General features: G+C 53.8%; 21 protein-coding genes. 11 read left to right on the forward strand and 10 right to left on the reverse strand.

Features of this window, described 5'->3' with window-relative positions; genetic code table 11:
• Positions 1–68 precede the first annotated feature (68 nt).
• The 9 genes from BLX24_RS10710 to BLX24_RS10750 all read right to left on the reverse strand — a co-directional run bounded on the left by BLX24_RS10710 (position 69) and on the right by BLX24_RS10750 (position 8,012).
• Positions 69–284 carry a hypothetical protein gene (locus tag BLX24_RS10710; protein ID WP_071503111.1) on the reverse strand — a complete coding sequence of 72 codons (216 nt, stop codon included), beginning with the start codon at positions 282–284 and terminating at the stop codon, positions 69–71.
• A 2-nt stretch (positions 285–286) separates the two neighbouring features.
• Positions 287–907 carry an urease accessory protein gene (locus tag BLX24_RS10715; RefSeq protein WP_071503112.1) on the reverse strand — a complete coding sequence of 207 codons (621 nt, stop codon included), beginning with the start codon at positions 905–907 and terminating at the stop codon, positions 287–289.
• The gene (locus BLX24_RS10720) at positions 898–2,025 is read right to left on the reverse strand and encodes an NHL repeat-containing protein (RefSeq protein WP_071503113.1); all 1,128 of its coding nucleotides are present in this window, start codon (positions 2,023–2,025) and stop codon (positions 898–900) included. Before BLX24_RS10720 ends, BLX24_RS10715 begins: the two co-directional genes overlap by 10 nt.
• Position 2,026: 1 nt before the next feature.
• The gene (gene hypE / locus BLX24_RS10725) at positions 2,027–3,076 is read right to left on the reverse strand and encodes a hydrogenase expression/formation protein HypE (RefSeq protein WP_229201759.1); all 1,050 of its coding nucleotides are present in this window, start codon (positions 3,074–3,076) and stop codon (positions 2,027–2,029) included.
• Positions 3,077–3,133: 57 nt separating this feature from the next.
• Positions 3,134–4,219, reverse strand: coding sequence for a hydrogenase formation protein HypD (gene hypD / locus BLX24_RS10730; protein ID WP_071503115.1), 1,086 nt, complete (start codon positions 4,217–4,219; stop codon positions 3,134–3,136).
• On the reverse strand, positions 4,216–4,503 hold the full coding sequence (locus BLX24_RS10735; protein ID WP_071503116.1) for a HypC/HybG/HupF family hydrogenase formation chaperone: 288 nt from the start codon (positions 4,501–4,503) through the stop codon (positions 4,216–4,218). The genes hypD and BLX24_RS10735 overlap by 4 nt, the downstream gene beginning before the upstream one ends.
• A gap of 91 nt (positions 4,504–4,594) precedes the next feature.
• Entirely contained in the window at positions 4,595–6,940 is a 2,346-nt protein-coding gene (gene hypF, locus BLX24_RS10740; RefSeq protein WP_071503117.1) for a carbamoyltransferase HypF, read from the reverse strand.
• A 1-nt stretch (position 6,941) separates the two neighbouring features.
• The gene (gene hypB, locus BLX24_RS10745; protein ID WP_083421906.1) at positions 6,942–7,649 is read right to left on the reverse strand and encodes a hydrogenase nickel incorporation protein HypB; all 708 of its coding nucleotides are present in this window, start codon (positions 7,647–7,649) and stop codon (positions 6,942–6,944) included.
• 21 nt (positions 7,650–7,670) lie between these two features.
• Entirely contained in the window at positions 7,671–8,012 is a 342-nt protein-coding gene (locus tag BLX24_RS10750; RefSeq protein WP_071503118.1) for a hydrogenase maturation nickel metallochaperone HypA/HybF, read from the reverse strand.
• Between the two features lie 191 nt (positions 8,013–8,203).
• Between BLX24_RS10750 and BLX24_RS10755 the strand changes: the two genes are divergently transcribed.
• The 10 genes from BLX24_RS10755 to BLX24_RS10800 all read left to right on the forward strand — a co-directional run bounded on the left by BLX24_RS10755 (position 8,204) and on the right by BLX24_RS10800 (position 19,086).
• Positions 8,204–8,977 (forward strand): DUF2490 domain-containing protein, encoded by a 774-nt coding sequence (locus BLX24_RS10755; RefSeq protein ID WP_071503119.1) that lies wholly within the window; start codon positions 8,204–8,206, stop codon positions 8,975–8,977.
• A gap of 101 nt (positions 8,978–9,078) precedes the next feature.
• The gene (locus tag BLX24_RS10760) at positions 9,079–9,624 is read left to right on the forward strand and encodes a hypothetical protein (RefSeq protein WP_071503120.1); all 546 of its coding nucleotides are present in this window, start codon (positions 9,079–9,081) and stop codon (positions 9,622–9,624) included.
• A 69-nt stretch (positions 9,625–9,693) separates the two neighbouring features.
• Positions 9,694–9,867, forward strand: coding sequence for a hypothetical protein (locus BLX24_RS32680; protein ID WP_177225819.1), 174 nt, complete (start codon positions 9,694–9,696; stop codon positions 9,865–9,867).
• Positions 9,868–10,001: 134 nt separating this feature from the next.
• Positions 10,002–11,120, forward strand: a complete 1,119-nt coding sequence (locus BLX24_RS10770) for a hypothetical protein (RefSeq protein ID WP_071503122.1) — start codon at positions 10,002–10,004, stop codon at positions 11,118–11,120.
• 156 nt (positions 11,121–11,276) lie between these two features.
• Positions 11,277–12,164 (forward strand): hypothetical protein, encoded by an 888-nt coding sequence (locus tag BLX24_RS10775; protein WP_071503123.1) that lies wholly within the window; start codon positions 11,277–11,279, stop codon positions 12,162–12,164.
• Positions 12,165–12,185: 21 nt separating this feature from the next.
• Entirely contained in the window at positions 12,186–13,730 is a 1,545-nt protein-coding gene (locus BLX24_RS10780) for a phosphatase PAP2 family protein (protein WP_071503124.1), read from the forward strand.
• 153 nt (positions 13,731–13,883) lie between these two features.
• Positions 13,884–16,085 (forward strand): TonB-dependent receptor family protein, encoded by a 2,202-nt coding sequence (locus BLX24_RS10785; RefSeq protein ID WP_071503125.1) that lies wholly within the window; start codon positions 13,884–13,886, stop codon positions 16,083–16,085.
• 14 nt (positions 16,086–16,099) lie between these two features.
• Positions 16,100–16,648 (forward strand): hypothetical protein, encoded by a 549-nt coding sequence (locus tag BLX24_RS10790; protein WP_071503126.1) that lies wholly within the window; start codon positions 16,100–16,102, stop codon positions 16,646–16,648.
• 271 nt (positions 16,649–16,919) lie between these two features.
• The gene (locus tag BLX24_RS10795; RefSeq protein ID WP_071503127.1) at positions 16,920–18,107 is read left to right on the forward strand and encodes a DUF3179 domain-containing (seleno)protein; all 1,188 of its coding nucleotides are present in this window, start codon (positions 16,920–16,922) and stop codon (positions 18,105–18,107) included.
• A gap of 103 nt (positions 18,108–18,210) precedes the next feature.
• The gene (locus BLX24_RS10800; RefSeq protein WP_071503128.1) at positions 18,211–19,086 is read left to right on the forward strand and encodes an alpha/beta fold hydrolase; all 876 of its coding nucleotides are present in this window, start codon (positions 18,211–18,213) and stop codon (positions 19,084–19,086) included.
• A gap of 54 nt (positions 19,087–19,140) precedes the next feature.
• Here BLX24_RS10800 and BLX24_RS10805 read toward each other — a convergent pair whose 3' ends face one another.
• Positions 19,141–20,028, reverse strand: coding sequence for an AraC family transcriptional regulator (locus BLX24_RS10805; protein ID WP_071503129.1), 888 nt, complete (start codon positions 20,026–20,028; stop codon positions 19,141–19,143).
• A 149-nt stretch (positions 20,029–20,177) separates the two neighbouring features.
• Here BLX24_RS10805 and BLX24_RS10810 point away from each other — a divergent pair, with 149 nt between their 5' ends.
• The gene (locus tag BLX24_RS10810) at positions 20,178–21,023 is read left to right on the forward strand and encodes a sugar phosphate isomerase/epimerase family protein (protein WP_229201760.1); all 846 of its coding nucleotides are present in this window, start codon (positions 20,178–20,180) and stop codon (positions 21,021–21,023) included.
• The last annotated feature ends 14 nt before the right edge of the window (positions 21,024–21,037 follow it).

The raw sequence follows: 21,037 nt of genomic DNA on the forward strand, positions 1-21,037 counted from the left end.
AGGCTGTGGCAAGGCACTTAAGTCATTCGCTGCATAAAGAGGGTGCCGGCTTTACTGATAACTGATTGCTAGCTCAGGTTCGCTTTGAGGAATGAGCAGAGGTGGCCGATGTCGTCGAAGGGCGAAATAACCCATCCTTCGCAGGACAACCGGTACAGGTCACGGCTTTCCACTTCGATCCGGAAATTTTTTTCCAGATCAAAATACTTCCCGTCACGGTTGACGACCGTGATATTCATTTCCCTCAGGGCGTAAGCAACAAAATCTGCTTCGTTGTACTGCATATTCAACTCAGATGTTCAACAATGACAAAAAGCCCTAATCCGATACACAACAGGGCCGACACCAGTGTGATACCCATACGCACGGATGGGTGCCGGATGATTCGTCCGGACAGCGGAACGCTGAACAAACCGGCCGCCAGCATCATACCGGCAATTGATCCGACACCAAAAATTGTCAGATAAATAAGCCCGCCCAGGGTTCCGTTAATGGTTGTCAGCACCGACAAAATCAGCGCTCCGCTCCCCGCCAGCCCATGGACAAGCCCAACCCCATACGCCAGCTTATGGGCATGCGTATGGCCGTTGTGGGCGTGTACTTGTGGTTTAGCACCCTGCACGAGACTGTTTAACCGGAACCCTCCTAACATGATCAGCATTCCGCCGACACCGGCCTCAAGGTACCGGAATGCTTCCTCCCTGACGGCAAACCGGCCCAACAGAAACACTCCGCCCACAAGTAAAATGGTTGAGGTATGCCCGAGACCCCAGTAAATACCGTCCTTCACAGCGGTCTGCAGGTTATTCCGTCGGGTGACAATGCTGCTCACCGCTACCAGATGGTCGGCTTCAAAGGCGTGAGTAAACCCAACCACACCCGCGAAAAGTAACGATACTAACTCCATAGCGGCGTTTCGGTTAACTGATAAAGAATAATCCGGTGGTTGCCGGTATCGGCAACGGCCAGCCGGTCTCCGTCGATGCAGATTGAAAAGGGCCAGTAGAGTTGTTTGTCAGTACCGTACCGGGTATTGGCATTTTCGCTGCCGGTCCGGAAATCGGCATGACCGATCAGGTTGTCAGCCGGCGCAGCGTGTTGATCCGGTACGGTGCCGAACCAGAGCAACCGGCTGTTGCCGGTATCAGCCACGAAAAGGCCGTCGCCGTAAAAAAAGGCGTCGTAGGTCCAGCTAAGTGTATTTTGGGCCGGAAAAAGTCCGTACTGGTTCATACCATTGGCCTCGAACGACGGTTGGCCAATAATCACATCGGCTGGTTGTGTAAAGGCCGTCTGCCAGTTGTTCCATACCATGGTCCGGTAATACTGCGTGTCTGCTACAAGCATTTGTCCGGCAGGCGAAACCCGCACGGCATACGGCCAGATGGGGCTCAGCGGCTCATAATCGCGTTCGGTAAATGAGGCTTTGCCGATTACTTCATCGGCCGGAGCAAAGTTTTCGGTTGGAATGGCGTGGTAAAACAAAATCCGCCGGTTGCCGGTATCACACACCCAAAGCCGCTGCCCGTCCGAAAACACACCGTATGGCCAGTTCAGCGTCTGTGCCGCCGGACTTGCGCCAATACCGTTGACATTCGGCTGATTATGGGCGAAGTCCGGTTGGCCCAGCACGACATCAGCTGCCTGACCATGCTGCGTCGGGAAGTGGTGCCAGATCAATACCCGGTGGTTCCAGGCATCAGCAACGATCAGCCGCTGCCCGTCCGACCAGATGCCCGACGGGTATTGCAGGGTTTGCGCGCTGACACCCGCCCCGCCGTTACGGCCGGTATGCGTGGCCGACTCCTGCCCCAGCACCACATCAGCAGAGGCATAGTCCGCATCCGGCAGGTTGTTCCAGATAAAAACACGGTTCTGTCCCGTATCAGCCACAATCAGCTTCTGTCCGGCAATCCAGACGCCCCTCGGGGCAAGCAGCGGATTCCCTGCTTCGCCCCGGAAAATTGCGGCCGAACTGACCAGAGATTCACGGCCGGCAACAGAGGCGGTTACGTTGATGTCCATATCAGCAGATGCGGGGTAATTGTTCGCCAACCAGCATATTCACCACCCGGCGGCCACCGATCCGGCTCGTCAGGACCACCTGCCGGGGATGATCCGCCACCATCTCACCGATGATGGCCGCGCCGTCTCCGTGGGGTAGTGTCTGCAACCGGGCTACCAGCGCATCGGCCATATCAGCCGCGACAACGGCCATAAATACGCCTTCGTTGGCCACATACAGCGGGTCGAGGCCCAGCAGCTCACAGGCACCCGCCACCTCATCGTGCACCGGAATCTGTGCCTGGCGGATGTCTGCGCCCAGGTTTGTATCTCGGGCAATCTCGTTCAGAACCGTTGCCACGCCACCCCGTGTCGGATCGCGCAGCAGGTGAATGGCTTCGCCAAACTCATCAAGCAACGTCTTTACGGTATGGTTCAGGCTAGTCGTATCGCTCACAATATCCGTCTCAAAATCAAGCCCTTCCCGCACTGACATGATAGCAATGCCGTGGGTAGCAACCGGCCCTGAGACGATGATTTTATCGCCGGCGGTTACGCGTCGGGCCGAAATCGCCGCTTTCGGATGTACCTGCCCGATACCGGATGTGTTGATAAAGATTTTATCGCCTTTTCCTTTTTCGACCACCTTCGTGTCGCCCGTCACGATCTGTACTCCTGCCCGGTCAGCGGCCGTCCGGATAGCCACCAGAATATCCCGGAACTCGTGCATGGTCAGGCCCTCTTCGATAATAAAACTCAGTGACAGATATGCCGGAATAGCCCCGCACATCGCCAGATCGTTGACCGTGCCGTTGACCGCCAGCTCCCCGATGTTGCCGCCCGGAAAAAAGACCGGCGAAATCACGTAGCTATCCGTAGAAAACGCAAGCGGGCCGGTCAGTGTAAAAACGGCGCCGTCATGATGCGTATCGAGCAGCGGGTTTTTCAGCACCGAAAACACCCCCGATTCCAGTAATTTATTGGTTAAGAGTCCCCCCGACCCATGCCCCAGCGTAATGACCTCAAAGTCAAACTGCGGCATCGGACAGGCGAGATTGGTTATCGATGTCATAAGTGGGTAATGAATAATGAACAATGAATAATGGACCAGGCGCTAAGCCCTTCGCTTCTACACCTCCGCGTAGTGATAATAGGCTGCGCAAGCCCCTTCGGAGGAGACCATGGGAGCCCCCAACGGATTTTCCGGCGTACAGGCTTTACCGAACTGGCTGCATTCCACCGGCTTTCGGATGCCTTTCAGCACCAGTCCGGCAATGCAGTCGGCGCATTCCGGTGCTTTAGCAATGCGGACATCAAACTTCTTACCGGCATCAAACGCAGCCAGTTCGGGGCGAACCTCCCAGCCACTCATCGGAATGGTACCGATGCCCCGCCATTCACGGTCAGCGACAGTAAACACCTGTCCGATCACCTTCCGGGCGTCCGGATTGCCTTCCGCCTTCACTACGCGGCTGTATTGGTTTTCCAGATTAGCCTTGCCCGCCTCCAGCTGGCGAACCGTCATCAGAATGCCATGCAGCAGGTCTACCGGCTCAAAACCGGTCACAACAATCGGAATGTTATACTGCTCAACCAGCGCATAGTACTCCCCGACTCCCATGATCGTGCAGACGTGGCCGGCTGCCAGAAAAGCCTGAATGCGCACCTCATCGTCGTTCATTACCGCCGCAATCGCGGGTGGTACCAGCACGTGCGAGGCCAGAATCGAGTAATTGGTCAGGCCCAGACGCTGTGCCTGTAAAACCGACAGCGCATTGGCCGGAGCAGTTGTTTCAAAACCAACGGCAAAAAACACCACTTCACGGTCCGGGTTTTCCTGCGCCAGCCGGACCGCTTCGAGCGGTGAGTACAGAATCCGGACATCAGCACCGTTCGCCTTGGCTTCCAGTAAACTTTTAGTTGAGCCCGGCACCCGGATCATATCACCGAATGAGCACAGCATTACCCCTTTTTCTTCGGCCAGATAAACGGCTTTGTCGATCAGGTTCAGCGGTGTAACACAGACCGGACAGCCGGGACCGTGCACCATCTGTACCGCTTCCGGCAACAGGTTGAGTATTCCGTTTTTTACCAGACTGTGCGTCTGTCCGCCACATACTTCCATGATTGTCCACGGGCGGGTGACGGTCTTCCGGATTTCATCAAGGTATTGGGCAACCAGTGCAGGATCGCGGTATTCGGTCAGGAATTTCATCGGTCAGTATCCGGATTAGGGGCGTCAATCTGGCTGGCGTCAATCAGTTCATCGAGTTCGCCGATCTCCTGAAGGTACCGGAAGCTTTTTTCGGCTTCCTCTTCATCCACCACACTGATCGCGACACCCACGTGCACCAGTACATAATCACCGACCTGCGCATGAGGTACCATATCCAGACTAGCGTCTTTGGTGATACCACCGAACAGCACTTTCGCCATGCGTACGGCACCGCCATACTGGTAGTCAATCGACTTTATTTTTCCCGGAATTGCCAGACACATTGTTACCGTGGGTTTGAGGATTGAAGAAAGTCAAAGCTAGTTATTTGTCCAGGCGGAGTAAAGAAACGAGCCTTTTATTAGAAAAGTTTTTCTAATCCCGCTCAGACATCGTAGTGACAACGGCATCCAGTGCAAGCTGCCCCAGGGAGATGCATTCGTCGTTTGGCGATAATTGCTGATGAAAGTAGAGCACATGGTCTGCTCCGAGACGGTCAATGAGCAAATCAACCAGCACGGCATTCTGAAACACCCCGCCACTGAATGCCAGCCGACGGCAGTCGGTGGCGGCGGCCACCAGCCGAATCCATTCGACCAGGGAGACATGAAAACGGGCTGCCAGATACGGAACCGGTTGAGCGGATACCCGTTCGCCGAGCAGTACACCAATCCAGCTTGCCGGATCCGGTGCGAATGAGGTCAGCGTTTCGTGGCCATGTTTGCCGATATACGCTCCGGCTGCTTCTTCCAGCTGCAGCGCCGCTTCTCCCTCATAGGTATTGTTTCCTGCTAACCCCAACAAAGCGGCGACCCCATCGAATAAACGGCCTATGCTGCTGGTCTTTTGCTTGTTCTGCGTCAGTATTTTCTGGTATAAAGTCAGTTCGGATACCGAAAACAGCTGCGTCAGTATGTCCGGAAACGGATCTGAAACCGAAAACGCATGCACCAGCGACAAAGCCGATAGTCTCGGCTCACGCGGCATTTTGTCGCCCAACAGGGAATCGAAATACGGAAAATGGGCGGTTCTCCGGCAAAACGTACCGGTCGTGTTATCAGGTGTCCGGACAAAAAATTCGCCACCCCAGATATGCCCGTCGGTACCATAGCCGGTACCGTCCCAGATGACACCCAGGATAGCATCCGATCCGGGAAGAAGGTTGTTTTCGGCCAGCACAGCGGCAAAATGGGCTTCATGGTGCTGCACTTTCCGGACCGCAATCCCCCGTTGTGCCCCTGTTCCGATGCCCATCTGCGTAGAAGCGTACCCCTCATGTGCATCGACCAGCAAACAGCTCATGGTCGTAACCGGCTCCGGAATGCCGGGCAGACAGGCGTTTAGCAGGGTATCTAAGACGGTCCTGTAATTCAGCTGCGTCTCGTAGCTTTCCACATCGCCGAGGTATTGACTTACATACGCACACGGACCCAGCTGCAAGGCAAAACTTCCTTTCAGTGACGCACCGAATGCCAGCTTGTGCGCCCGGGCGGCGGTGGGCAGACCAGGCGTATAGTTCGGACTCCATCCCCGCCCCCGCCGGATAACAATGCGCTGCCGGTGGCGGGCCGAAAACCGGACTACTGAATCATCCTGGGGCATGGCAATAGCCCGATCATGCGTCAGGATATAATCGGCAACGGCGTTTAGCTCCGACAAGGCCTTTTCGTTCGTATAAATAACCGGGTTGCTGCTGATGTTTGCGCTCGTGGCTACCAGAGGCCCGCCGAAACCGGTTGCGATCAGGTGAAGCAGGGGCGCGTTGGGTAACATAATCCCATAGTGCGCAAGGCCGGGCGCAACCCCTGCCGCCAGCCTTGTCACCGCATCGCTCCGTTGCCTGAGCAATACCACCGGGGCCGCGGTGCTTTGCAGGGCTGCCCGCTCCGGTTCATGCAGCCAGACATCCTGCCCGACGGCGGATAATGACGGATACAGCAACGCAAATGGCTTAGTCGGGCGGTGTTTCCGCTGCCGTATCCGGGCTACGGCCGTTTCATTCCGGGCATCGCACAGCAGCAGAAATCCGCCAACGGCTTTCACCGCGATACTATTACCGGCCTCCAGCGCCCAACGGACGCGGGTCAGTATCCACCGGTCGTCGTGTAGGGCAGAGAGGAGCCGCGCCCCGGTCGTCTCCGTTTTATACCAGCTCAGCGTTGGCCCGCAAACCGGACAGGCATTGGTTTGTGCATAAAAGCGCCGGTCAGCGGGGTCGGTGTATTCCCGTTGGCAGTCCGGACAGAGCGGAAAGGGCAGCATGGTTGTATTCGGCCGGTCGTAGGGCAACGCCTGAATGACCGAATAGCGGGGCCCGCACTGTGTACAGGTAATAAACGGGTACCGGAACCGGCGGCTGGCCGGATCATAGAGCTCAGCCTCACAATCGGCGCAAAGGGAAAAATCGGCGGGCAGCCATAACGAGGCCGTTTCGGCTGCCTCACTGTCAACGATCCGGAAGGAAGTCTCAGCCGCCATCATCACCGGACGGATTTCTGTGCGGGTGATAGTGGCCTGTGCAGGCGGCGATACCAGCACCGTGTCTAAAAACGCGCGGGCCTGCTGCTCTGTAGCCTGTAAGCGTATCTGCACGCCATTCATCCCGTTACTGACCGTGCCAGGCAGTCCCTGCCGCCTTGCCAGCGCGTACACATAAGGCCGGAAACCAACCCCCTGCACCAACCCGTTCAGGTGAATGCAAAAACCAGGCACCTGCTGCATCTTACGCGGTTTCGAGCCGGGCTTTCTTCTCCGCTACCCGGCTGAGGAGCCAGTCGCACCAGGCATCCAGACCGTCGCCTTTGAGGCTGGAAATGGTCATTACCTCAATATCCGGATTAATGTCACGGGCGTCCTGCGTTACAGCATCTACTGAGAACGGGACATACGGCAGCAGATCCGATTTGGAGACCAGCAACAGCTCACTGGTCAGAAACATGCGGGGGTATTTTTTAGGTTTATCGTCGCCTTCGGTACTGGCCAGTACGGTTACCCGGAAATCTTCGCCCAGATCGAAGGCTGCGGGGCATACCAGATTTCCTACGTTTTCGATAAAAAGCAGGTCGGTCTCACCGAGTTCAATATGGTCGAGGGCCTGATAAATCATCTGGGCTTCGATGTGGCACATGCCACCCGTTACGATTTGGAGCGCATTGATGCCGACATTGCGCATCCGGACAGCATCGCGTTCTGTTTCAGGATCACCGACCAGCACGGCCATGTTAAGTTTACCGGCCAGCCGTTTGCCGGTTTCCTGCATCAGGGTGGTTTTCCCGCTCCCCGGCGACGAGCAAACGTTAACAATAAGCGTATCGGGCAGACGCTCCCGGATGGCTTTGGCCACAAAATCGTTTGCCTTCAGCAGGTGCAGTGTCGTATTATCACACTGGATTGAGCCTACCGCGGCCCGGTTTGATTTAGGTTTATACATGATTAAGGTCAGGTAAGTCGGTTAATCGTCGAAATCAACTTTGGCAATCAGCAATTCTTCGCCCTGCACCACCGTACGGGAAGGCTTTCCACACGGGCAGATAAACCGGTATTGGGCCACTTCGGTTGTTTGCCCGCAATGCCCGCAATGAATCAGGATCGGCAGGACCTCAACGTGCAGCGATGTTTTCTGATAACGGGGTTCATCCGTTAAGACGGCGTCGAATGCATTCTGCATCAGAACCGGCTGTACATTCGACAACAGCCCTACTTTCAGATAAATCCCCCTGACACGATCCATGTCACCGGGGAACTCATCCTCAAGCGTTCGGAAAATGTTTCTGACTAACGAAATCTCGTGCATGGTTCCGGTTGATTACAACCGCTAAGGTAGCCCGATACAGCATACCTGAACACCCTATACAATCAACTTAGAAAAGTTTTTCTAAACGAACGGGCAGCCTGCGTTTTTCAAAAAAAAGTAGCTTGTTTTTGTGTTTTGGCATACTTGTTGCAAAGTAGCCAGCGTAAGGTTACGCGCCCATTCAAACGCTTATGAAGATACGGTTACTCATCCTTTGCTTACTGGCATGCACGTCTGCACAGGCCCAACGGTGGGTGTTCTACGGGTTCTTTCCGCAGTACTCCCAGACGGGCGGCATTACCAAACGGCTTAGTTATAACGTATTTGCATCATCGACCATCAGTGCTGTTGACCGGACTATTGAACAAAAACAATTTCCGGCCACTAACCTGCAGATGTACCTGCAACCCAGTTTACACTATAAGGTATCACCGAATGTGCAGGTTGGGTTGGGTTACGCGTATGTCAAGCATAACCTGTTTGGCATTTATGAGCATGAAAACCGGATCTGGGCGCAGGCCGTGGCCGGACATGCGCTCGGCACGGGCCGCTTAACCCATCGCCTCCGGTACGAAGAGCGGTATCCGCTCCGGGTATCGACCCAACAGTGGTCCTACGCCACGTTGTTTCGCTATCACGTTGGCTTTACGTTACCGCTCTATGATCAGTCGACACAAAAGCAGGGCCCCTATCTGACCGTAGCCAACGAAGCGTTTCTATGCCTGACCGGCGCCAAAAACGGTCCCGTCAGCGCCAAAAACGCATTTTATGGCGAAAACTGGGTTTCCGGCGGCATTGGCTATAATACCGGCAAATGGGGTAAAATTGAATTAAGTTACATGTTTCAGGACCTGGTCCGCAATCCGGAAAAGGATCACCGGCACCTGCATCTGGCGCAAATTAACTGGTCAACCGCATTCAATTTTGACGCGCTGAAAATCTGGATGTTAACGCCGCCGAACTAACCTTGTCACTAAAAAGTAATTAAAAATAGTACGTACAACTGAACTGGCATGCTATTATTTCTGGCTTTTGCTATATTTGTATGGAAAAACTAAACAATTCAATGGCTAAACGGTTACTCAGTCTTGGTTTGCTGACCTTGCTGCTCTACCACGCGCTCGGAACGGTGCTTATCTCGTTCGGGACATGGTGGCAGGAAGAGCACGACCTGTCTGAGCGCTTAACTGTTTATCGTTCAGTGGATAGTTTAGTTGAATTTCAGATTCCGCTTTCCGGCCAGTCCGCCCATGAAGGTATCCTTGAAGCCACCGAAGAAGGCTTCACCTATCGCGGCCATTATTACGATGTCGTCAGCATGGAGATCAAAGGCAATACCCTGTTTATTGCCGGTCTGGAAAACAGAAATACGTCTTTCTGGCAGCGTGATTTGCTTTCGTTCATGAAAGACACGCTCAATACACCTTCGGAAACCAGCCGGAAAGCCGGTCAGTGGGCGAAGCTGTTACTGAAAGAGTATTCGCCCAATACGCGAACCATCCTCCATTTTTTCCTGTATGACTGGTGCGACTCTGTGCGCATTCCGGTCGCTACCCTGCGTTTTACCACGCGCTCGCTTTCTATCCTGTCGCCCCCTCCGCGATTCGCTTAACAGACGGTTTATTGGGTTTGCGTCAATGCTGATGCTGCTGGTTTATCATAACCAGTCAACAACCGCGTTGTGCAGGTACTACTTCAGACCGAACCATTCTGGCAGATTGACCTTGTAATCGACCTTTACAGGCTGTTATCCGGCTGTACACTCCGGCTATGCGCTTATGGCGTCTGGCCGGGAAGCGGTGCAACGTATACGCATCAGGCGTTGGCTATCACAGCCCTGTTCAGGTCCGTATGATCAATACAGGCGATCACTGCCGGTTCTGTCCGGAGAGTCCTCCCGTTTACTTTTCTTCAATTTATTTTTTCACGCTGATCCCGTGTACACAGGCGTATTGTACCCTGCTGTATACCGGCAGATGAACCATGTCTATGAAAGCGAAACTCTTTACTTTAGCTATATCGGCCTTAGGCCTCTCTCTTTATACTCAATCGGCATCAGCACAGGGCTGTGTAGCCGTTCGTCACATGAGCTGTGCAGCGCCGGGCAACTCATCCCAGTTGTTTCAGCAAAAAGCCGGTCAGTGGCAAATCAATGCCGGTTACCGGTATTTCCGTTCGTTCCGTCACTACAAAGGCGATGTTGAACAAACAGAACGCCTTGAACAACATACCGAAGTAGTTAACCTCTCGCATGCGCTGGATCTGGGTATCAGCTACATGCCTACGCCCCGCTGGACACTCTCGGTCAACCTGCCGGTTCAGTACAACGACCGCTCGTCGCTGTATGAGCACTATGGCAATGCGGTGTCGGCCAACCCGCAGCAGAAGCGTTTCCACACAGGGTCGCAGGGCATTGGCGATCTGCGCCTTTCAGCAAGCTACTGGGTAGTCAATCCGGCGAAGATCACCAAAGCTAACTTCGCCATCGGCGCAGGCATCAAACTGCCGACAGGCAATTACAAGGTAACCGACGATTTCCACAAACTCACTAAAGAAGGGGTTGATTATACAGTTAATAAGCCCGTTGACCAGTCTATTCAGCTGGGTGACGGCGGTGTCGGCTTCAACATCGAAGGCCAGGGCTATGCGCAGATTACCAAAACACTGACAGCCTACGTTAATGGTTTCTACCTTTTTAACCCACGCGAAACAAACGGCGTGGTTCGTAACCCGGAAGCCACAACGATTGACCTCGTAACGGGTTCGTTCTCCGTTGCCGATCAGTTTGCGGCCCGTATTGGTCTGAGTCAGTCACTGCCGTTTATTCCGGGTCTGGCCATCATGGCCGGCGGCCGGCTGGAAGGCGTTCCGGCGTATGACGTATTCGGAGGCAGCAGCGGATTCCGCCGCCCTGGTTACATCATTTCGGTTGAACCGGGTCTGGCTTACATGAAAGGTAAGTTCTCGGCTACGGCCACTGTCCCAATCGCCCTCTACCGCAACCGGATCAAAAGCTTCTCTGACCGTCTGGACCCACTGGGTGTCCGTCAGGGGGATGCCGCTTTTGCTGACTATCTGGTTTCTCTCTCGCTGAGCCGCTGGTTCTAAGCCTTTTCTTACTGATGGTTCTGAGTTGCTGATGGTTCTGCATGCTGTTAGTTCCGGGTTCTGTATTGCCAATGACCTGTAACGATCAGACATCAGAACCATCAGCAACCATCCGTAACCGTAAAAAATAAGCCTGAGCATTCTAATTCCGTAATCATGAAAAAGTTAATTATTACCCTGGTGGTAGCCTGCGGGCTAGCCGGGACTGCGAAAGCGCAAATGCCGCAAGACGCTATTTATATGCCTAAAAAAACGGTTTGCGCGGCCTTGATGTATGGCCATAGCAGCTGGAAAGAATATTGGGAGCATACCCTCAAACGGGAAAACTACAACATCGGTACGCTGACGACCCAAAGTGTTTCCCTGATGGCAGCCGCAGGCATTACGAACCGCTTCAATATCATTGCCAACCTGCCGTATGTCAAAACCGATGCAAGCGCCGGCAACCTGATGGGCCAGAAGGGCTTTCAGGATGTATCGGCATGGCTGAAGTATAAAGTTGTTGACCTTAAAGGCTTCTCGGTGAATGCACTGGCCGGCGGATCACTTCCTGTCAGCAAATACGTACCGGACTTTATGCCGATGTCGATCGGAATGCAGTGCCGGACAGCCAGCGGCCGGCTGCTCCTGAATTACACCCATCCGAAAACCGGCTTATACGTAACCACGCACGGTACTCTTACCTGGCGCAGCAATATTTCGGTGGACCGGGATGCGTATAAATCAGGGGATAAAGTGTATAACACCCGTGAAGTCAACGTACCGAATACGTATGATATCGCGGCTCGCCTCGGTATACTGCGTAAAAAATGGCAGACAGAAGTATGGGGCGAACACGGTGCCTGCCTGAGCGGTGACTACATCGCACGGAATGACATGCCGTTTCCGACCAACAACATGCAGGCGACGACCATCGGCTGGTATGGCAAATTCCAGCCTAAAAATATTGGTCTGAACGCCCGCGTAGGGTATGTAATCGACGGCGTCAATGCCGGTCAAAGCACCAGCTACATGCTTGGTTTTCTGTATCAATTCAACTGGTAAGCCCCCGAACGTAACAGCATCATGAAAAAGTATATCAAACATATTGTCACAATTACCCTGATTGCCGGTGCCGCTGGCTTATACTCCTGCGACAAAACGGTCGAAGAGCCACAGCGTGTCGGCTACACACCGGCCAATGTCGATGATAAGGCCGGTTCATGGAAAACCTATGTGCTGGCGTCGCCAACGGAATTCTCTGTTGCTACCCCTTCTTCGGTTAGCTCAACCGAATACCAGGCCGAACTGGCTGCCCTCAAACAGGCATCTGCCAGCCTGACGCAGGAACAGCAGGAAGCCGTTGTCTACTGGGGTGCCGGTGCCGTTTACCGGTGGAACGAAATCGCCCGTGAGCTGGCCGCCCGGTATAACATTCCACCGGCCTCAAACGCCGAAGGAAAATATCCGGTCCCGGATGCCAACAACCCGCTGGCTGACCCGAAATTCCCGTTTGCCAACCCGCCTTATACCGCGCGGGCACTGGCTTACCTGAGTGTTGCCCAATACGATGCGCTGGTGGCCGCCTGGAATTATAAGTACAAATTTAAGCGGCAGGCCCCCTCAAAAACGGATGCAACCATTCGGGTAGCCCTCCCTGTTTCCAGCATTCCGACGTATCCATCTGAAGATGCCGTTGTGGCGGCAGCCTCCTTTACCATTCTGAAAGCCATGTTTCCGGGCGAAGTACCGTTTCTGGAAGCCAAATACAATGAACACAAACAAAGCCGTCAATGGGCGGGCATGAACGTTTCGAGCGATATTACGGCCGGTAACGACCTCGGGCTGGCGGTTGCCGCCAAAGTAATGGGCCGTGCCAGAACAGACGGTATGAGTGCAGCCAACAACCAGACCGTCACGAGCGGTATGATTGAAACGGCCAAAGCCATGGGCCTCAGTGAAGTCTGGCTGAGCCAGGAGACTCCTGCCCGCCCGCCGATGTTGCCAAATTACGGTGCCGTACAGACCTGGAACTTTGATAAAGCCGCACTGGTAAAGCTGCGCCCGGGTCCGCCACCTGCCTTGAACAGTACAGAATTCCAACAAAACATTGATGAACTGCGGTCAATTCAGAAAAATCAAACCCGCGAACAGGCCCGTATCGCCAACTTCTGGGCGGATGGTGCCGGGAGCTACACCCCGCCGGGTCACTGGCACCGGACGGCCGCCAACGCCTCACACGAAGCCCGGTACAGCGAGGTGCGCATGGCCCGTACGTTAGCGCTGGTAGGCACTACGCTTCAGGATGCCGGCATCTCGTGCTGGGACGTTAAATACTACTACTACTACCCTCGTCCTCAGCAGTTTGGTCTGAAAACATCTGTAGGTTTACCAAATTTCCCGTCTTATACCTCCGGGCACTCGACCTTCTCGGGTGCGGCTTCTGCCGTACTGGGGTATATCTTCCCGGAGCGCGCGGCTGAATTCAGCGCGCAGGCAGCAGAAGCATCGGTATCACGGATCTACGGCCTCATCCATTACCGGTTCGACTGTGAAGTAGGGCTTAAAGTCGGCAAAAATGTGGGCCAGTATGCCATTGACCGTGGCAAGGCCGATGGCTCCGGACTGTAAGTCTTAACGTTATTCGTTGTGAATAAACTGCTCTTTTCTTTTCCTGCTGCCGGACCGTGCCGACACTGTCGCACGGCCCCGGCAGCCAGTAAAGACACGCCGGAATACCCAAAAGAATACCCTGTAATACAACAACTTAAATGAATACATCCGATGGGGAATCAATATATATTAACCCGGAAATTACTCGGCTTACCGGTTATTGCCCTTTTAATAACCGGTAACTATGCCTACTCACAATCTACTGACACCCTCAAGGCCCGCATGCTGAATCAGGTTACCGTTAAAGGTGTCCGGGCCAGTGTTGTTGAAGAAATGCCGGCCGTGAAAGGTACCTACCTGACAGCCGGTAAACGAAATGAAGTCATTAAACTGGCCGACGTGGATGTAAACGTGGCCGAAAAAAACGCACGCCAGGTTTTTGCCCGTATTCCGGGCGTTTTCGTGTATGACATGGACGGCACGGGCAATCAGGTCAATATCGCGACCCGGGGCCTGGACCCCCACCGGTCGTGGGAGCTGAATATCCGCCAGAACGGCATCATGACCAATTCGGATATTTACGGCTACCCCGCCAGCCATTACTCGGCACCCATGGAAAGCATTGACCGCGTTGAACTCATTCGCGGCACAGCGTCGCTGCAATACGGAGCCCAGTTTGGCGGTATGATCAATTACGTGACCAGGCAGGCCGACACCACGCGCCGGTTTGGCTTCGAAAGTACGACATCGGCCGGTTCGTTTGGCCTGCTGAGCAGCTACAACGCCATCGGCGGACGCGTCGGCAAAGTGACCTACTACGGCTATTTCTACAAACGCCATTCGAATGGTTACCGCGACAACAGCCGCTCAGACGCCAACGCGCAGTATGGCCGCATTCATTACCAGGCAACCAGCCGGCTGGGGATTACCGCCGAGTTCGGACGCTCACAGTACCTGTACCAGATTCCCGGCCCCTTGACCGATTCCATGTTTGCGGCCAATCCCCGCCAGTCGACACGGGCCCGGAACTACTTTAATCCGGACATCTATGTGCCGTCTGTCAAACTAAACTGGCAGATCGGCGACCGTACGCAGTTGCTCTGGACCAGCTCTGCGGTCCTGGGTGCCCGTAACAGTGTGCAGTTGGATGCATTTGCAACCGTTGCCGACGTCATGGACCCTAAAACAGGCCAGTACAAGGCCCGTCAGGTAGATATCGACAATTTCCACAGTTATACCTCGGAACTGCGGTTGCTGCATCAGTACCGCATCGGAAGCGTTGAAGCCACTGCCGTTGCCGGTTTGCAGTACATGAACAATGACCTGCATCGCCGTCAGCTGGGAACGGGCACCACCGGAACTGATTTTACCCTGAGCCTGACGGCCCCCTTCAAACGCGACCTGCATTATTACACAAACAATATTGCTTTTTTTGCCGAATCGCAGATCCGCCTCACCGACCGCCTGACGGTTTCGCCGGGTATCCGGGTCGAAAACGGGGAAACGCGCATGCGGGGCACAATCTCATATTACATGCCGGAGAACCTGCCAACCAACATCAGTCACCGCTTTGCGTTGCTGGGAATCAACGGGCAGTATCAGTTCAGCCCGGCCGTACGGTTGTATGGTGGCTGGTCGCAGGCCTACCGGCCGGTGATTTTTAAGGACATTATTCCGGCCTCGGTATACGAGCAGGTCGACAAAAACCTCAAGGATGCCTACGGCTACAATGCCGAGTTAGGGATCAGTGGTCAATGGTCAGGTCTGCACCTCAACATCAGTGCGTTCGATCTCCTGTACCGGAACCGGTTAGGCACACTCGTGCTGAACGACGCGCAGGGGCAATCGTATTTATTACGGACCAATATCGGCGACAGCCATAACCGTGGTGTCGAGGCCTTACTAGAAGCGCAGATCTACCGCAACAACCATTTGTTGATCAGTGGCTTTATCTCAACGGCATTCATCGACGCCCGCTATCAGAACGCTAAGGTGTCGGCCGGTACCGAAAATAAATCCGTCAACGGCAACGCCGTAGAATCGGTTCCGCGCTGGACCTCACGCAACGGTATCACCATTCGTTATCGTACTGTCAGTCTGACAACCCAGTTCAGTTATGTGAGCGAAACCTACTCAGATGCCCTGAATACCGTTCAGCCAACCGCCAACGGGGCCAAAGGGCTGGTGCCGGCGTACAGCCTCCTGGATATGAATGCCACCTGGCGTATCCGCCGGAATCTGAGCATTCGCGGTAGCCTGAATAACCTGCTGAACCGTCAGTATTTTACCAAGCGGCCGACGTTTTATCCGGGTCCGGGCGTCTGGTCGTCAGATGGCCGCAGCGGAGTTGTCAGCGTTAGTTTTTCTCTGTAAATCAATTAGGTTTTATGAAGTACCTGCTTACCATTCTTTTCACAACCGGCCTTTTTTTACAACTGGCAGCGCAGAACAAGTCAGCGGACGATTTGCTTAACTGGGTCAGGCTCCCGCCCCATCAGTTTGATGAGCTCATGTTTAAGCAAGGCTTTACCTGCCAGAAACGGGTAGGTAATGTAACGGGCTGGCTCTGCATTTATGCCAAACAACCGGGAGGATATATGCAAAGTGCCTCGACTGCCTCAACGCTGATGGAATACATTTCAAACGCTAAGTCGACGGTACTGGTGTATCAGTTTCAGGGCAAAGACCAGTCGGCCGCCATTCAGAAGCGACTGACCGAACTGGGCTTTACCAGCGAGGAAGATACCAGTATCCAGGCTAGCGGGCGGCGTATTTTCCATAAACCGCCGTATATCATCAACATCCGTGATGTTGACCAGAGTAACGGGATCATGGGCAATTATTCAGGATTCAGCCTGTCGATACAGTATAACCGGCTGGCTCTCAAACCAAACGAAAAAGCAACGCTGCCCCTGACCCAACCGCTGACACACTGACGATGCCGTATAAAAGAAGGATACTCCATGAGTATAGATAGATTCCGGATATCTGTTTCTTTTAGTAATGTACGCAGCCAGGGATAGTATGAATGTGCTCCTGCGGCGTATTAGTAAAAATACGGGACACACACTCAGGGCGACCGTTCGCTTTTGCGACAGTTTTTTATAGACCGCATTTCTATACACACCACAACTTTCATCATAGGTTAAGGGAATACTCCCCCGGCTGATTTTCGGCCGGGGGATATATATCGCAACACACAACATTATGTCTCGTCTTTCCCTCTTTGTTTCCGGCATTTTTTTTCTGATCATCCTCGAAATAGCCAAGGTGTATTTCATCATGCCCATGCCGGGCAGCCAGCAGGCCAATACCATCGAAGCGGCCTTCTGGATTCATCAACACGTCTGGTTTCTGCGGGTAGCGGGCTGGATCATTATCCTGCTGACTGCCGTGCCGGTTCTCCGCCGGCCGCAACGCCCGTGGCACCGCTGGCTCAGCATCGCCCTCCTTGTGGCTTATCTCGTTGTCGGCTACCTGTTCAATTTCCGGTTGCTGGCCGAAAAAATGTTTTACCAGCCCCGGCATAAACAACTGACGCATCTCGACAAAAACAAAGTCCCGATGGACAGGCTGGTAATGGGCATTGTCCGCCACGACGAAGCGCGGGCCTATCCGGTTCAGTTTATCGGTTATCACCACCAGGTGCGGGATACCGTTGGCGGCGAACCGGTGATGATTACCTACTGCACTGTCTGCCGCACCGGCCGTGCCTTCAGCCCGCTCGTCGGTACACACCCTGATGATTTCCGTCTGGTTGGGATGGATCATTTTAACGCCATGTTTGAAGACAGCCGCACGGGCAGCTGGTGGCAGCAGGCAACCGGAAAAGCCATTGCCGGCCCGCTGACCGGTCAGTCGCTGACCGAGCTGCCTACGCAGCACATGACGCTCAGGGAATGGGCTGCGCTGTATCCGAATACACTCGTGATGCAGCCGGACGCCGATTTTCAGGAGTCGTACGACAAGATGAAACCCTACGAAACCGGCAAGAGTAAAAGTGACCTCACCCGCCGCGACAGCCTGTCGTGGCATGATAAGTCATGGGTTGTCGGGATTACCCAGAACCGCGCTTCCCGCGCCTACGACTGGAATGGCCTCCTGCGGGTCCGGATCGTGAATGACACCGTCGGGCAGGTACCGGTCGTGCTGACGGTTGGGAACGATAAAGCCTCTCTTTTCGCCTGGAAGCGGCAACTTGATGATCAGGTGCTTACCTTTTTACGGCTGCCTGATGGTTCGCTGAAAGACACGCAAACCGGCTCGGTCTGGGGCAAAAACGGCGTCTGCAAAGATGGGCCGCTGATGGGCAGGCAGCTCCAGCCCGTACAGGCTTATCAGGAGTTCTGGCACTCATGGAAAACGTTCCACCCCTCAACAGACCAAAAGTTATAGCACCGGAACCTAACTTTCCCTTTCGCTCAATTAACAATCAATTAATCAACAACTCCGATAGAGTAGAGTTAATGTAGCGATATCAACACTTTTTATCAGCGTTATGAGCTACATACAAACCAACGATTCGCGTTTTGGCGAACCCGTTAGCCTTTTTTATCAGGATTGGGGACAAGGTAAACCTGTTGTATTGATTCATGGCTGGCCGTTGAGCCACGAGATGTGGGAATACCAGATGACCGAGCTTCCTAAACAAGGTATTCGTTGCATTGCCTATGATCGCCGCGGTTTCGGTAAATCATCGAAACCATGGGGCGGATATGACTACGACACCCTGGCCGATGATCTTAAAGCGGTATTGGACGAACTGGACTTACAGGATGTGACCCTGGTCGGTTTTTCGATGGGAGGCGGTGAAGTGGCCCGCTATTTCAGCCGTCATGGCGGTGCACGGGTAAGCAAAGCCGTTCTGGTCAGTGCCGTGACACCGTTTATGCTTCAGACCGACGACAATCCGGACGGAGTGCCGCAGGAGACATTCGACGAGATGCTGACCAATATGAAAGAAGACCGGATTAAATTCCTAGATGATTTCGGTAAGCAGTTTTTCGGGGTAAACCTGATCAACCGGCCGGTCAGCACACCGTTGCTGGACTATTACCGCATGCTTGCGTCTTTTGCCTCACCGGTAGCGACGCAGGAATGTGCCAAAGCGTTTTCGTCAACAGACTTCCGTCAGGACATGGGTACGATCAACGTACCGACGCTGATTATTCACGGAGATGCCGATAAGACAGTACCGATTGAAGCCTCAGGCGAGCAATCCTCCCAGATGGTACTGAACTCAACGTATAAGGTATACGATGGGGCACCGCACGGTTTGTTCTATACGGAAAAAGAGCAGCTCAACAGCGACCTCATTGATTTTATTCTGGAACCGGTCGCAGCCCGTTCGGCAACAACCAGCCAGATGTATTAATCAGCCCTCGTTTATCCGGCGCCGGTTAACTGTCAGAGCAGTTAACCGGCGTTTTTATATAGTACGATACGTACGTACGTATTCCATAGGCGTTTTTCCGGTGATTTCCTTAAACTGCCGGTTGAAGTTCGACAGGGTTCGATACCCGCTTTCATAGCTTACCTGGGTTACGTTCAGCCGTCCCTCCATCATCAGTTTGCAGGCGTGTCCGATCCGGACTTCTGAGACAAACTCCGAAAATGTTTTGTTGGCCCGCGCCTTAAAATAACGGCAGAAAGCCGGTGGTGTCATTCCGGCCAGTTCGGCCACCGTATCCAGGTTAATGTGTTCGTGGAAATGTTCGAGTACGTAGTCATGTACGGTCTGCATCCGGTCGGTTTCGTGCGGCTTCACGGTGTTGGTATAACCGGCACTCGTAATAAAGCGGTGGCTCGCCGTATGGGCCAGTTCGTCGAGCAGTGTCAGGAGCGCCAGAACGCGGCCAAAGCCAACCGGCATTCCGGATAACCGGCGCAACGCATTGGCAATGTGTTCCCGCGTGGCATCCGGCTGGCGGCCTTCCCCCCACTCCAGGCCCTGACGGGCATTATTCAGCAGCTGACGTAACAGCAGCATTTCGGGCTTATCGAAGAAGTCTGTACCCAGAAAATCCTCCTGAAAATAGACCACAATGCCGCGTACCCGAAGCCCGGAATCTTTCACGAAATAAGCCTGATCACTTCGCCATAAGTGAGGCAAATTCGGCCCCAGAAAGACAAGATCACCAGGCCCGAACGGCTGAATCGAATCGCCGATAAACCGGGTTCCGGTTCCTTCTTCGACCAAAAACAGCTGGTAATGGGGATGAAAATGCCAATATGGATCAAAGAAGGGATCCGATAGCTGTTTTACAATAAAAGAGGCGGCTACTGGTTCTAAATCTTTACGAAGCGCACTACGCATAAAAAACTGCTTTTTACCCTAAAAGAGAAACGATTAATATAAAACAGGTTAAAATATAACTATCATTAGCCAAATAAAGCCGAGATTCCTCCAAATATACAAAGTAGTTTTGTAGTAATCTTCTTATGTAAAATATGAATAAGCTGGGGATGAATTTATTTCCATGGACAGTCACCATGGATGAAGACCTGACCGGAACCTTTTCCTTTCTGAAACAAGCCGGATACGATTTTATTGAAACCCCGATCAACGATACCAACGTTGCCAAGTGGGAGCAGCTGGGCCAGACAATCCGCTCTTACGGGCTGGATATTCAGGCATGCAGTATCCTGCCGGCTCACCTGTCGCTGATCGACACAGACCCTGCCGTGCGGCGTGCCGGGATCGATTATCTGAAGGGCGTCGTTGACTGTACGGCCGCTCTGGGGGCCAATATCCTGATGGGTCCCTTCTTTGCCGGTTTCAACACCTTCACCGGACAGGCGCCGACGGAAGAAGAATGGACCTGGTCGGTAACGGCCATGCGCGAAATCGCCAACCATGCCCAAACCCGCGACGTAACGCTGGCGGTGGAATACCTGAACCGGTTCGAGATTTACCTCATTACCAGCGCCGACGAACTTGTCCGGTACCTGGAAGCCGTAAATCACCCGAATTGCCAGGCCGCGTTTGATACCTTCCATGGCAACATCGAAGAAAAAAGCATACCGGCAGCCCTGCGTACGCTGGCTCCCTACCTGGTGCATATCCAGCTGTCTGAAAATGACCGCTCAACGCCGGGACAGGGACATGTCGATTTTGATGCTATTTTCGACACCTTGCAGGAAATCAACTACACCGGCCCGATTGCCATCGAAGCATTTGGTCAGACCCCGCCGGAAATGGCTTCGGCAGCTCATATCTGGCGCAAAATGTTTGCCTCGCCGGAACAACTGGCGGTCGACAGCATGGCGTTTCTGAAAGCAGCCACGGCCGAACGCATCCTTAACAAATAAGGGGGCTGTTTTCC

It is taken from the genome of Arsenicibacter rosenii (assembly GCF_001870735.1).
Classification (GTDB): domain Bacteria; phylum Bacteroidota; class Bacteroidia; order Cytophagales; family Spirosomataceae; genus Arsenicibacter; species Arsenicibacter rosenii.